At 62.3% G+C, this 13,483-nt stretch carries 10 protein-coding genes and 1 pseudogene; 4 read left to right on the forward strand and 7 right to left on the reverse strand.

From position 1 onward, the window contains the following. Window positions 1-3 precede the first annotated feature (3 nt). The 7 genes and pseudogenes from KPL76_RS08340 to KPL76_RS08365 form a co-directional block, all read right to left on the reverse strand. Complete coding sequence (locus tag KPL76_RS08340) at window positions 4-3,051, reverse strand: molybdopterin-dependent oxidoreductase (protein WP_216332221.1); 3,048 nt, start codon at window positions 3,049-3,051, stop codon at window positions 4-6. Next, window positions 3,048-3,851 (reverse strand): xanthine dehydrogenase family protein subunit M, encoded by an 804-nt coding sequence (locus KPL76_RS08345; protein ID WP_216332223.1) that lies wholly within the window; start codon window positions 3,849-3,851, stop codon window positions 3,048-3,050. Before KPL76_RS08345 ends, KPL76_RS08340 begins: the two co-directional genes overlap by 4 nt. A 109-nt stretch (window positions 3,852-3,960) precedes the next feature. After that, the gene (locus KPL76_RS08350; protein ID WP_216332225.1) at window positions 3,961-5,154 is read right to left on the reverse strand and encodes a Fic family protein; all 1,194 of its coding nucleotides are present in this window, start codon (window positions 5,152-5,154) and stop codon (window positions 3,961-3,963) included. 187 nt (window positions 5,155-5,341) lie between these two features. After that, window positions 5,342-6,730, reverse strand: coding sequence for a glycine--tRNA ligase (locus KPL76_RS08355; RefSeq protein WP_216332227.1), 1,389 nt, complete (start codon window positions 6,728-6,730; stop codon window positions 5,342-5,344). A gap of 171 nt (window positions 6,731-6,901) precedes the next feature. Continuing rightward, a pseudogene (locus KPL76_RS14750) lies at window positions 6,902-7,205 on the reverse strand (transposase); the annotation flags it as partial. Between the two features lie 39 nt (window positions 7,206-7,244). Then, entirely contained in the window at window positions 7,245-7,940 is a 696-nt protein-coding gene (locus KPL76_RS08360) for a hypothetical protein (protein ID WP_216332229.1), read from the reverse strand. Window positions 7,941-8,409: 469 nt separating this feature from the next. Beyond that, complete coding sequence (locus KPL76_RS08365) at window positions 8,410-8,793, reverse strand: hypothetical protein (RefSeq protein ID WP_216332231.1); 384 nt, start codon at window positions 8,791-8,793, stop codon at window positions 8,410-8,412. A 161-nt stretch (window positions 8,794-8,954) separates the two neighbouring features. On the opposite strand from KPL76_RS08365, the gene KPL76_RS08370 reads away from it, so the two are divergent. The 4 genes from KPL76_RS08370 to KPL76_RS08385 all read left to right on the forward strand — a co-directional run bounded on the left by KPL76_RS08370 (window position 8,955) and on the right by KPL76_RS08385 (window position 13,454). Then, entirely contained in the window at window positions 8,955-10,292 is a 1,338-nt protein-coding gene (locus tag KPL76_RS08370) for a hypothetical protein (RefSeq protein WP_216332233.1), read from the forward strand. Then, complete coding sequence (locus tag KPL76_RS08375; RefSeq protein WP_216332235.1) at window positions 10,289-11,194, forward strand: DNA adenine methylase; 906 nt, start codon at window positions 10,289-10,291, stop codon at window positions 11,192-11,194. The genes KPL76_RS08370 and KPL76_RS08375 overlap by 4 nt, the downstream gene beginning before the upstream one ends. A 164-nt stretch (window positions 11,195-11,358) precedes the next feature. Continuing rightward, a complete protein-coding gene (locus tag KPL76_RS08380; RefSeq protein ID WP_216332237.1) occupies window positions 11,359-12,471 on the forward strand; it encodes a helix-turn-helix domain-containing protein in 1,113 nt (370 codons plus the stop codon). A 149-nt stretch (window positions 12,472-12,620) separates the two neighbouring features. Then, the gene (locus KPL76_RS08385; protein ID WP_216332239.1) at window positions 12,621-13,454 is read left to right on the forward strand and encodes an IS5 family transposase; all 834 of its coding nucleotides are present in this window, start codon (window positions 12,621-12,623) and stop codon (window positions 13,452-13,454) included. The last annotated feature ends 29 nt before the right edge of the window (window positions 13,455-13,483 follow it).

Genomic DNA, 13,483 nt, shown 5'->3' on the forward strand with positions numbered 1-13,483 from the left:
GGTTCAGCCCTGCAGCATTCGCCACACCCTGTCGCGTGACAGCGGCAGCTCGTACGGCCTGATACCCACAGCGTTGCGCACCGCGTTTGCCAGTGCGGGGGCCACCGGATTGAACGGTGCCTCACTCATGGACTTGGCGCCGTACGGCCCCAGGTCATCGGCTGTCGACGTGAAATAGACCTCCGTGGGCGGCAGATCCGCCATCTGCGGCAGGTGGTAGTTGCGGAACACGCGCGTCTTGACGGTGCCGTCGGGGCCGATCTTCAGCTCCTCGTACATCGACGTTCCGATGCCCTGGGCCACCCCTCCCTCGATCTGGCCACGGCACTGCTCGGGGTTGATCACGAAACCGGCGTCGGCGGCCTGAATCGACTGGAGAATACGGATGTCTCCGGTCAGGGTGTTGACCGCGACCCGGAAGGCCTGCACGTTGAAGCAGATCGAGCGGTGGTCACCCGCGTGAGAGCCGGTGGCGGTGATCCCTGTGGGAGTCGATTCGACGACGGCCACGGCGCCCTCGAAGGGTTCGCCCTCTGGGGCGTCGTTGAAGACCACGGTAGATGGTTGTGCGACAGTTTCAGGCGTTGCCTCCGCGCCCGGCAACGTTGCGGTTGCGGTGGCGAGCTCGGCGAGGGAGAGGGAACGGGTGCCGGTCGTGAGGCCGTGGGAATCGAGCATCCATTCGCCTGCGGCAACGCCGGTGAGCGACTCGGCGACCTCGCAGAGGCGCCCGGCCAGCGCGGCTGCTGCGGCGAGCGATGCCTTGCCCGCGACGACCGTGCCCGCCGAACCGAAGGCGCCGGTGTCGTAAGGCACGAGGTCGGTGTCGGATTGGCGCACGGTGATGCGGTCAGCCGTGGTGTTCAGTGCGGTGGCGGCGAGCTGAGCGTGCACGGTCGTGGTGCCGTTGCCGAACTCCGAGGTGCCGACGTTCAGGGTGTATTCGCCGAGCGGGCTGAGGGTGATGGATGCTTCGGCGAAGTGGCCGCGGGGCGGGATCGTGGCGATCATCGAGGCCGCCATGCCCTCGCCGATGCGCCACTCGGCCCCGGTGGGCGCTTCGACGCCGTTGCCTGTGGTGAGGGCCCGTTCGGCGAGGTCGAGGCACTGGTCGAGCCCGTAGCTGCCGCCGAAACTCAGGTCGTCTCCCTCGACGTGCGTGATCACAAGGGGGTCGTTCGGGCCGACCGCGTTGAGGCGCCGCAGCTCGAAGGGGTTCATTCCGAGGCGGATGGCCAGGTCATCCATCGCCGATTCGACGGCGAAGATCACCTGGCCGAGGCCGTAACCCCGGAACGCGCCGGAGGGCATGTTGTTCGTGTAGACCGCTTCGGCGTCGACGCGCTTGTTGGGGGAGTTGTAGAGGCTGATCGACTCGGAGCAGCTGTGGTACATGACGCCGGGGCCGTGGTTGCCGTACGCGCCGGTGTCAGAGAGCACCTTCACGGCGAAGGCGGTGAGCCTGCCGGTGGATGATGCACCGAGGGTGACGCTGACGGCCATCGGGTGGCGGCAGGGCACGACGGTCAGCTCGTCGGTGCGGGTCATCTCGTACTGCACGGGCCGGCCGGTCTTCAGCACGGCGAGGGCGACGAGGTCTTCGGTCTGGATCTCCTGTTTGCTGCCGAAGCCGCCGCCGACGCGGGCGGTGAAGACCCGGATCGCGTCGAGCTCCAGGTCGAAGAGGCGCGAGAGCTCCTTCTGCACGAGGAACGGCACCTGGGAGCTCGAGCGGAGCACCAGGCGGCCGTCGTCGTCGACCCAGCCGATGGAGGCGTGGGTTTCGAGGGCTGCCGCCGAGATGCGCTGGGTCTGCCAGGTACCGCTGACGGTGACGTCGGCTTCGGCGAGTCCCTGGGCCACGTCGCCGTACTCGCCGTGCATCGCTGCCACGAGGTTGGCTGACGGGTCGGCGATGCGGGCTTCTTCGGCGTCTTTGTCGGCGTGGAGGAGCGGGGTTCCGGGGGTTGTCGCCAGGGCGGGGTTGAAGTTTGCGGGCAGAACCTCGTAGACGACGTCGAGCAGGCGGCATGCCTCTTCGGCGATACCGACCGATTCGGCGACGACAACGGCGACCCGCTGGCCCATGAATCGCACAACCGAGTCGAGCACGCGAGTGTCATCGGGGTCGTCGGTGCGGTTCTCGTGGCGGGCCGTGGAGAAGTACTTCTCTGGTGCGTCATGGTGGGTGAGCACGGCGACCACGCCGGGCAGGTTCTCGGCGGCGGCGGTGTCGATCGAGACGATGCGGGCGTGGGCGTGCGGGCTTCTCAGAACGACGAGGTGCAGCAGCCCCGGCACGGCTACGTCGAGGGTGTAGCGCTCCTGGCCCGTGACGATGCGGGCGCCGGCGGGGGCTCGCTCGGAGGTGCCGACCGAGGGGGAGGGTGCCGGGTTCTCGGCGTGCTGGGCAAAGTCGTCGAGAGTGGCGGGCTGACCAAGCGCGGCGGGGGCCCCGGGTGTGGCGTCTTCGGTGGATGCTGCGCCTTCGCCGGGCATCTCCTTGCCGCTGAGCGGGCGCAGCCGACGGATCTCGCCGAGCCTCGGGGTGGGTGCTTGCGTGTGGTTCTCTGTCGACTTCTCGGTCACGTTCGTCACGCCGTGGAACGCGTCGTGGATCGAACGATAGCCCGTGCAGCGGCAGAGGTTGTTCTTCAACAGTCGCGGCAGTTCGGCAGGGTCGGTGAGTCTCTCGTCAGCGTCAGCCTTGTCTGCCTCGGCGGCGATGGCGGTCGCCGTGACGACCATGCCCGCCGTGCAGAAACCGCACTGGAATCCGGCGGCATCGACGAATTTCTGTTGCACCGGGCTCAGGTGCTCCAATGTGCCGAGCCCTGCCGCCGTGGTCACCTCATGCCCCTCGATGCGGTGGGCCGGGTACACGCACGAGTGAACCGGTGTGCCGTCGACCAGCACAGAGCATGCGCCGCAGTCGCCGGTGTCGCAGCCCTTCTTGACCTCGAAGTGCTCGTTCTCACGCAGCAGGGTGCGCAGCACCTGGCCGGCCCGGGGGGCAGCCTCGATCTCTGACCCGTTGACGACGAATTTCATGACAGCTCCTCCCGGATCTCTTCGGCGAGCACTGCGGCAACGCCCCGGCGCCAGTCGGCAGCGCCGTGAGCGTCGCTGAACCACTCGGTGATGGCGAGGACATCGGCCTTCAGAGTTTCTGCCGAGGGCAGCGAGGCGTAGCGCAGCTGAATGGGGCGAACCGTGCCGCCGGTGACGGTCAGCACGAAGGAGTCATCCTTGTCGACGCGCCCGAGAATCACGAGACCCGAGCGGCCGATCGGTGAGAGGGCGATCTTGCGGAACGCCACGCGCGCTTCAAGGGAGTGTATTGGGAGCGTGATCGAACGCAGAACGTCGCCGGGGTTCAGCGCCGTGGTCTTGTTGCCGGTGATGAAGTCGGTAACGGGCATCCGTTGCTCTGTGCCGTCGGCCAGCCAGACCAGCGCCTCGCCGTCGAGGGCAGCTGCGAGGGAGGTCATGGGGCCTGCGGGGAGAGCCGCACAGAGGTTGCCGCCGACGGTCGCGACGTTCCAGACCTTGAATCCGGCCAGAAAGGCGGTGCAGCACTGGTAGAACGCCGGATGCGCGTTCCAGCCCGGTTGCGACGGAAACGTCGAGAGCTCGGCTACCGTGCAGGTCGCTGCGATCTCGAGCCCGTCGTCGACGACGGTGAGCGACGGCCATCCGAGCGTCATCAGGTCGACGAGCCCGGTGAGGTGGTCTTGGGGCTCGCCGTAGAGCGCAGAGCCGCCGGCCAGCGGCACGACGGTCGGGCCCAGAGCCGACAGGTCTGCGCGACTTCTCGCAAGCGAGACCTCGGTGACGGTATTGAGATCCACGGTGCCCTTTCTGCGGGTGCCGCCGTTCGTGGCGCCCTCATCGCAGTGCGGCGATGTTGCTCCAGTGAACACCACAAAAGTGTCGGGCGTGTAAACCGCCGGTCGATCGTCAGCCGGCGCGATTCATCTCGACGGCGATTCGTTTGGTGAGTTCGTCGAGTTCATCGAGCACTTGGGTCGCACCCCAGACCTTGTCGCGCTGGCGGTTCGTGACCTGGTGAATGATTCCGGCGGCTTCGAGTCGCTCCATTGCCGCGTAGATGCTCGACGACGGCGCCCCGGTGAACCTGATGGCGTCTTCGGCTGAGAGAATCGGATGCTCGGCGAGCCCCTCGAGAATCTTCGTCAGGGCGCTCCCGACACGAGGGTTTGCGGCCGCTTGCCATTCGCTGGGAAGCACGGCGAGTCTGCCGGCAGACACCCGGGACTCGCGGGCGGAGACCGTCATCGCCGCGGCGAGGCTGCGTACGAATGGATCGATGGTGCCCGTGCGGTAGTCGTTGACGAGGTCGAAATACTGCTGGCGGTTGGCGACCATTGCAGAAGCGATCGGGATGACGGTGTTCTCCGTGAGACCTCGTCGACGAAACACGGCGTTGATGAGCGCGCGCCCGATTCGACCATTGCCGTCGGTGAAGGGGTGAATCGACTCGAACTGGGCGTGCACGATTGCCGCCTGGGCGACCGCAGGAACATCGTCGCGATTGGCGAACGCGATCAGATCGGTCATGTATTCGCTGACCGTCTCGGGAGGCGGCGGCACGTGGATCGCCCCACGGGGGGAATGGTCGGAGCCCATGATCCAGTTCTGCACCGTTCGGAGCGTGCCGGCATACGGTGCGTCCGTCGGGTCTTCGGCCATGAGGATCTTGTGTGCGGCGAGGATGTCATCCAGCTCGATACGTCGCTTTGACCCGGCCGAATGGATCATCTCGCTGAGCGCAGTGGTGGCCGCCACCATCGACGTCGCGGATTCATTTGCTTTGATTCCAGCGACAGCCCGGGCGTAGTCGTCGATGCTTGCTTCGATCTGTTCGATCTTCGACGACGAAATTGACTCCGTTCGGAGGAGGAGACTGCCGAGCGCGCCGATCGGCCCGAGAGTTTCGCGGTCGAGGGTGGTGATGTCACGAACCGCGTCTTCGGTCTCTCGCACCAGACTGCTCGGAGTCACGTAGCTCCGCTCGGCTATGAGGGGCGGCAGCGAGACAGTGATCTCCCGCAGCATCCGGTCTTCTCTGGTGCCGCGCCTCGACTGGGACTGCCAGGGAACGACGCGCGACGTGTGCGCAGGCCAGGTCATCGCTCGCTCCATTCCTCGGAATAAGCTTAGCGCTATTCCGAGTTAAGGGCATAAGTCGGAATAGCATCGCCGTTATTCCGAGTTAATGGGCTAACTCGGAATAGCGAAGCCACTATTCCTGCCAGTTCAGACATTGAGGCCGATAATGACTTCAACTCAGCGCCAGCGCAGTGTCTGGCGAACAGCCCTACGCGCCGACGAGCCGCTCCGCAAGGTACCCCTGCAGCTCCGCGATCGGCACGCGCTCCTGCTTCATCGAGTCGCGGTCGCGCACGGTCACCGCGTTGTCTTCGAGCGAGTCGAAGTCCACCGTGACACAATACGGCGTGCCGATCTCGTCTTGCCGGCGGTACCGGCGCCCGATCGCCTGCGTGTCGTCGTAGTCGACATCCCACGACAGAGACAGGTCGTCGGCGATCTTCTGGGCCAGCGGAATCAGCGTGTCGTTCCGCGAGAGCGGCAGCACGGCAACCTTCACCGGCGCCAGGCGCGGGTCGAGGTGCAGCACCGTGCGCTTGTCGGTGCCGCCCTTGGCGTTCGGCACCTGCTCTTCGTCGTACGAGTCGAGCAAGAACGCCATCAGCGCACGGGTCAGGCCGAACGACGGCTCAATCACATACGGAATGAACCGCTCGTTGTTGGCCTGGTCGAAGTAGCTGAGGTCTTTGCCCGAGGCGTCGGTGTGCGTCTTCAGGTCGAAGTCGGTGCGGTTCGCCACGCCCATCAGCTCACCCCACTCGCTACCCGTGAAGTTGAACTTGTACTCGATGTCGACTGTGCGCTTCGAGTAGTGCGACAGCTTGTCTTTCGGGTGCTCGAACCAGCGGATGTTCTCTGGCGTCATACCGAGTTCGATGAACCAGTCCCAGACAGCATCCATCCATTTCTGGTGCCACTCTTCGTCGGTGCCGGGCTTGACGAAGAACTCGATCTCCATCTGCTCGAACTCGCGCGTGCGAAAGATGAAGTTTCCGGGAGTGATCTCGTTGCGAAACGCCTTGCCGATCTGGCCGATGCCGAACGGCGGCTTCTTGCGGCTCGTCTGCAGCACGTTCGCGAAGTTCGTGAAGATGCCCTGGGCGGTCTCGGGGCGCAGGTAGTGCAGGCCCGTCTCGTCGTCCACGACGCCGAGGTAGGTCTTCAGCATTCCCGAGAACTGGCGAATCGGCGACCACTGGCCGACCTTGGTCGGATGCTCGGGGTCAGCAATGTCGTCGAGCCCGTTCGCCGGAGGAAACCCGTGCTCAGCCTCATAGGCCTCGAACAAGTGGTCGGCGCGGTACCGCTTGTGCGTGATCAGCGACTCGGTCAGAGGGTCGGAGAACACCTTGACGTGCCCCGAAGCCTCCCACACGGCCGACGGCAGAATGACCGCCGAGTCGAGCCCCACCATGTCGCGGCGCTGGCGAATGAAGCTGTTCCACCACTGCTTCTTGATGTTCTCCTTGAGCGCCACTCCCAGGGGCCCGTAGTCCCACGCCGAGCGCGTGCCGCCGTAGATGTCTCCCGAAGGGAAGACGAAACCGCGGTGCTGCGCGAGCGTGATGACTGCATCGAGTCGGGACTGGTCGGCCATGGTGCTCCTTCATCGCCGAGGTGGATGGGTTCGATCCCGGCCCCGTAATCTTACAGAAGCCCGGCGGCTGGCCCCAGTCAGGCTGCACTGGGTGCTCACGAGGGAGGTCATCGCAGCTCTGTCGCTGGGCGGTGTCTGCAACGGTAATGATGATGCCGGCGTTTTGAATTCGTAGGTCACCGCGGCTGGCCAGCGATCGGCGAAGGTGATGGCGAACGCGTTCGGCGCAGGCTTCCAGCACATCGGCCATCGGTCTCATCCTGCGGCTGTCGGTTTGGGGTCTGGTGACAATGCACAAGCATTTCAGCGCTGCTTGCCCCGTGCGGAAGTGACCGCGCACGCGAAGGGCGCTTCGGAATCTGGCGTTCAGCGCATCAATCGCGTCTGTAACGCAGATCATTCTTCGTTTCTCGGTGTCGTAGTCGAGGAACGGTGTCAACTTTTGCCATGCGTTCTCCCAGATCCGCACGACGCTTACGAGGCCGCAGACTGCACAACTTGAAAGCGCTCCACCTCATTCTCGCTCGCGCTCAGTTTGATCGGCCGGATTAGGCATCTTCTCGCCGTCGGGATTGAAAAGCAGTCCAGCGAATTGCTTGAAAGCCTTCTGTGGATCGGTGAATTTGTTTGGAGTGCTGAACGCTCCAAGGTTTTGGTATTTCTTCGGCAACTCGGGAACCAACTCTTGATCAACTAGACGACGGTAATACTTCCGACCTCGACCGTCAACGAACTCCACGTAGAAGTCGGCATCATCCTGCTGCGTTGCGTAATCCCAGGTGATGTTGAACTGCTCGTTGGGGAGAACGCGCGGTAGTTGATCGTCAAACTTGGCTACGCCGCCCTCAGGATCGTTCCGTGCGGCAAAGGTGACACGCGACACCCCGTGCTTGTCCGCAGGTGCATACAGAATGCCCTGCTGAACGGGCAGTGAACCACCGTTGAAGATGTCGACACGCATAGTGTGCTTCGACCAGCCACCCTCGTTTTCAACGCCACCTCTTGAGAGCGAGGTTGAAAATAGGTTTGCTAGCTCAAGGCGTTCTTGCACACGCTGGGAGCGAGTCTTCTGCTGGTCGATCCAAATGATTGCGATCGTTCCGAGAAACGCGAGAAGACCGGCGATTGCGCCAGCCCACTCTCCGGCGCTGCCCCAGCTCCAAGAGTCATACCCGAATAGTTGAGCTATCGAATCCCAGAATCCCCGCACGCTGGGAGCCTATCGCTTGCCGGGAATTAGCGACGCACCGAATTGATACACCTGCCTGGAGGGCTATTCGATCCGACACAAAGGTCCAGGCTTAGATGTTTTGATACGTTCGCCTCACTGCGCGTAGCCGACAGCTGAGTAAAATACGGTCGCGCTAAGAAATTGTCAGGGCCGCCGAGATTATGGCCAGTATCGCTGGCGTCTTGGTTTGAGTTTGAGATTCCGCTATTTGGTTATCCTTTGTCGGGCGACGCTGAGTGCGCCTGAGCGAGGTCATGCCAGCCCTGATTTTCGGTGGTACGGTATGTCTCTCCACGCTGACGTCTTTGAGCGACCGTTAGACGGTTGTGTCTCGAGAACCCCGACAAACGGGCTGGAGACGCTAATGACTGTGAGGCGTCTTTCTAAGACCGCGGGCATTCGGTTGATTCTGGGCTCTTGAATGACCCATTATCGAAGACCTGGTTGTCTAACTAACCTCTAGCTTTATGTGACGCAGGGCTGGCTGTGGCGGACTGTCGCGAGGCGCCGCCGCCGGGTGCCGATGCCGCCGGTAGGGAGCGCAAACTACATTCCGGACTGGGCCAGGCGTCGACTTCGCGGCGTCGACGGACGCGCCGAGCTGCTGCAGCATGCCGGATGTGAATCCCGTGCCTGGGTCGGCGACGTAGTCCATAGCGGCGATGGTGCCGCTAACCAAAATCAGGGAGACGCCGAGGGCGCAGACGAGGAGTCGGGTGACGATGCTGAGGTAGGTGCTTACAGCATCCAGTGTCGACCAGAGTACGAAGCTGAGGGCGACGAGTACGCCGCCGTCGGCGAGCATCGGGAGGGTTCCGAACTCGACGACCAACCGGGGAATCCAGCGTGTGGAGACGAACTCGGTGACTGTGAGGAGCAGGAAGGCACGCCCGCCGAGCAGTGGGTGCGTTTGTTGCGGTTGGTGACTATCTGCCTACTAGATTGGTCTTCAACACTCTGGGGGGCACCATGGCACAGCGAACCGATATACCTGTGAGCGAATTGCTCCTGGATCGGCAGAATGCCCGTCTGGGCGATGAGGTGGAAACGCAGCAGGCCACCATACATGCGTTAGCTACTCATCAGGGCCGGCGGCTCGTAAAGCTAGCTGAGAGCATCGTATCGAAGGGCCTCGACCCGGCTCAGCTGTTTAGCGTCATGCGTACCACCGATAAGAAGCCACGCTACGTCGTGTTGGAAGGCAACCGCCGGACGCTCGCTCTAAAGGCGCTCGAGACGCCCACCATTGTCCAAGCCGCTCTAACGCCCACGGATTTCAAAAAACTCTCATCGCTGTCAGACAAGTACCAGAAGAACCCCATCGAGGTGGTCCACTGCGTGCTCTACGAACCCGCCGAGGCTCCGAAAGCTAACGAGTTCGTGATGAGCCGTCATGGTGGCGCGCAGGACGGCGTGGGTCTCGTCGAGTGGGGCGCAGAAGAGAAGGATCGTTACCGCGCCCGACACGGCGGGAACGCGGTGCGCGCGTATTCCGGACAGGTGATTGATTTTCTAGCGGAGGTGGACGGGCCGTCCGAGTCGACTGCGAAGATCGCCACAAACGTTCAGCGCCTGATGGGTTCGACCGCGGTCCGTGAGCTACTGGGCCTGACTGTCGTAAACAAGCAGCTGGTATCGAGTTATCCCAAGGACGAGATCGCGAAGGCTTTGCGCAAGATCGCCGGCGATCTTCGAAGCAAGACCATCACAGTGCCGAATATCTACGACGACGAGCTGCGTAAGGACTATCTCGCCACCTTCACAAAGGACGAGATGCCCGATCCGGGGACGAAGCTTTTGGCGCCGGTTAACCTCATTGATTTGCCAAAGGGCGATGCGGTTCCTGTATCAACGCCTGCGCCCACTCCGAAAAAGCCGAAGATCAAACCCAAGCCGCAGCGGGTGACAGTAGCCGCGAGCGATGCCAAAATCAATCCGAGCGCTCCCCGCACGAATGACGTGTATCAAGAGCTTGTCACGCTGAATGCCGATAAGCATCCCAACGCCTCATCCGTACTCTTCCGCGTTTTTGTAGAACTCTCGATAGATGACTACCTGGCACGCCACAACCTGATGAGCGAGGAGACCAAATCAAACACCCCGCTGGCCAAGCGGCTCAAAGACGTGAATGACCACCTGTACCAAGCCAAAGTAATCCCGAAAGGACTACACTCGGTCGTTCAGCTGATTGGGAACAACAAGCACGGCTTGGCTGCGAGCATGGTGACGTTCAATCAGTACGTGCACAATTCGTATGCCTTCCCGAAGCCGAGCGAACTCCGCACGTCCTGGGACGAACTTCAACCGTTTCTAGAGGCGGTTTGGAAGTGAGCCAGCTGTCTCGTTACCCCTCGCCGCTGCGTTACCCCGGCGGCAAGGGCAAGATCGCCAACTTCGTCAAAGTACTGATGATTGAGAATGCTCTGGTCGGACGTGATTATGTGGAACCCTACGCAGGCGGCGCATCGGTGGCACTCTCGCTTCTGTACGAGGGGTATGCCGATCGCGCATTCATAAATGACCTTAATCCCGGTGTGCACGCATTTTGGTCCAGTGCAGTGTCGCAGACTGATCAGCTGTGTCAGCTGATCGAGTCCACTCCAATCACCATGCAAACCTGGCACGAGCAGCGCGAGATAGCCAAGGCGCCAGAGGCTGAGGGTCTGGAACTTGGATTCGCCACATTCTTTCTCAACCGCACAAACAGATCCGGGATTATTAATGGTGGTGTGATCGGAGGACTAGACCAGACCGGTCAGTGGAAAGTAGATGCTCGTTACAACGTCGACTCCCTCGTGCAACGCATACGCAAGATTGGGCGTCATCGCAGCAGTATCGTCGTCTCTAACGAGGACGCGGTGGAATTCGTAAAACAGTGGTCAGACCCGGCCGCAGACCCCGCGTTCCTATACCTTGACCCCCCTTACTTCGAGAAGGGTGAAGGGCTTTATGACAACTTCTACGATGCCGACGACCATGTCCTTATTTCTGAGTCGGTCGCGTCTTTGGCGCACCCGTGGATCGTGTCTTACGATGCGCGACCCGAAATCACTCGCTTGTATCCCGGCGCCGTCCAAATTCGCTATGGACTCACATACTCCGCCAATCTGGAGCGCACTTCCGGTTCGGAGATCATGTTCTTCCACGACGGGCTTACGATCCCTAGCATGCTCCCCAGTGGCATTTCGGCTTCGCAGGTTGCACAGGCGCAGCGTCAGGCACTTGCTCTGTGACCACGCGACCAAGTAGATACCTGTCTCGACGATAGACGTGGGAATGAGAGCGGCAAGCGAGGTTGCCGCGGCGACTCGCTATCCACTCCTTGTGGGGCGTTCTATCAAAAGCCGTCCGCTCTTTTATGGGCGCGGGATGAACGAATTGTTCTACAATCGAACACATGCCGATCAATTCAGTCATTTTGAGTTCCCGTATAGCGGAGGCACGCACCGAGGCAGGTCTGACTCAGGCGGACCTCGCCGGGCAAATTGGTCTAGCACGTTCAGCTGTGGCGAAGATCGAGACTGGATTGCGCGGCGTCTCCGCTCTTGAGCTGTCTCAGATCGCGTCGGCAGTTGGTCAGCGTGTGGAGTGGCTACTGACGGACGGGCCAGCGGCGGTCGTGGCCCACCGCATTCGCCGGGATGCTGATTCATCAGTTGCGTCCATCGATCGGGAACTTGAACGTCTCGCCCGAGATGTCGAGTTCTTAGCCGAGCAGAGTTCGTCCTTTCATCTCCCCGCGCGGGAGCCGTGGAGTGTTCCCCAGTCTTTTTCCGACGCTGACAATCTCGCCGCTCGCGCGCGCGATGAACTCAACCTCGAAAAGGGTGCGCCGGCGCTTCGGCTGGCGGAAACGTTCGGTGGGCTGGGGCTCCTGGTATTCGTGAAGGATCTGGGCATTGACTCCGCGGATGGCGGGACTGTGCTACTCAGTCAGGGCGGATTGTCGCTCATCAATGGAACCAGCCACCTAGGTCGCCGCCGCCTCACCGCCGCCCACGAACTGGCCCACTACCTCGTCGCGGATGACTTTGTCATTGACTGGCGAGTGGCAGAAGGCGCAGAAAGCGGGCGCACCGAGGCATTCTTCGATCGATTTGCGCGGGCACTATTACTTCCAGAAGAAGGCCTTGGCCGGTACTGGCTGACGGCACTAGCGGACGGTCTTCGTGCCGCTGCTGTGAGGACCGCGAGCCACTTCCAGGTGGACATGGCCACCCTGGCTCGACGATTGCACGAAACAGGGATCATCGATCGAGAAGAAGCGGGTCGAATCAGGGAGGTCCGAACCACGCGAGCCGACATCGTCGATTACGACCTGATTGTGCCGTATGAATTGGAGAAGCCGACGCTGCCGCGCTCGTACGAGCGCGGCGTATTAGCCCTCTACCGTGGCGAGCGGATTAGCGCAGAACGGGCGCTTGACCTTCTTCACTCGACGTACGCGCTGGAAGACCTGCCCGAGCTGTCCCCTGCCCGCGAGGACGAGCTATGGTCGATCCTCAATTGAGTGACGCTTCTACCCGACCATGGATCTTCGACAGTGGGCCACTTAGAGGTCGCGCCGATAGGTGGTATTTCGGCGTGTTGTCGGCGGGACGGGCACGAGGCCTGTTAATCACGGATGTGTGAATATCTCGTGCGTCAACCGGAGTCCTCGTGCCCGCCGTTCCATCATCGATCATTGAGCCGATCTGGCACCAGTTCGAAGCGCTCATCCCACCGGTAGCTGATGAGCACCCACTCGGCTGCCACCGGCCTCGTGTGCCGGACCGGATCGTGTTCGACAAGCTTGTGCAGGTCCTCGTGCTCGGCGCCGCGTACGTCAAGATCGCCGACAGCAGCTGCTCAGCAACGACAATCCGCCGCCGACGCGACGAATGGATCATGCACGGGGTCTTCGCCGAGCTGGAGCAGATCTGCCTGAACGCCTACGACAAGATGATCGGCCTCGAACTGACAGATCTGTCGGTGGACGGGTGCATCGTGAAAGCACCCTGCGGCGGCGAAGCGGCCGGCCGATCCCCGGTAGACCGCGGGAAGCAGGGCACGAAACGCTCCCTCCTCGTCGACGGGAAAGGCATCCCGCTCGGCTGCGTGATCGCGGGCGCGAATTGTCACGACTCACCCCTGCTGGCGCCCACGCTGGACACGCTGGGCAGGTTCGGATTCGACCTCCCAGAACGGATCACCGTTCACCTGGACGCCGGCTATGACTCTGGCAAGACCCGCGACCTGCTCGACACGCTCGGCTGCGACTACGTCATCAGCAAGAAGGGCACACCCCTGCAGACAGGAGCCCGATGGGTCGTGGAACGCACGAACTCGTGGCACACCCGCGGGTTCCGTAAACTCCAGATCTGCACCGAGGTCCGCACCCGCGTGATCGACGCGTTCATCGCCCTCGCGGCCGCGATCATCACCACCAGACGACTGATCCGCGAAGCCTGGACCCGCTACCGCTGGGACACCCGACCAGACCGACGACCATGACCTAACGGCGCGACCTCTTAGCCACTTTG

It is taken from the genome of Subtercola sp. PAMC28395 (assembly GCF_018889995.1).
Taxonomy (GTDB): Bacteria; Actinomycetota; Actinomycetes; order Actinomycetales; family Microbacteriaceae; genus Subtercola.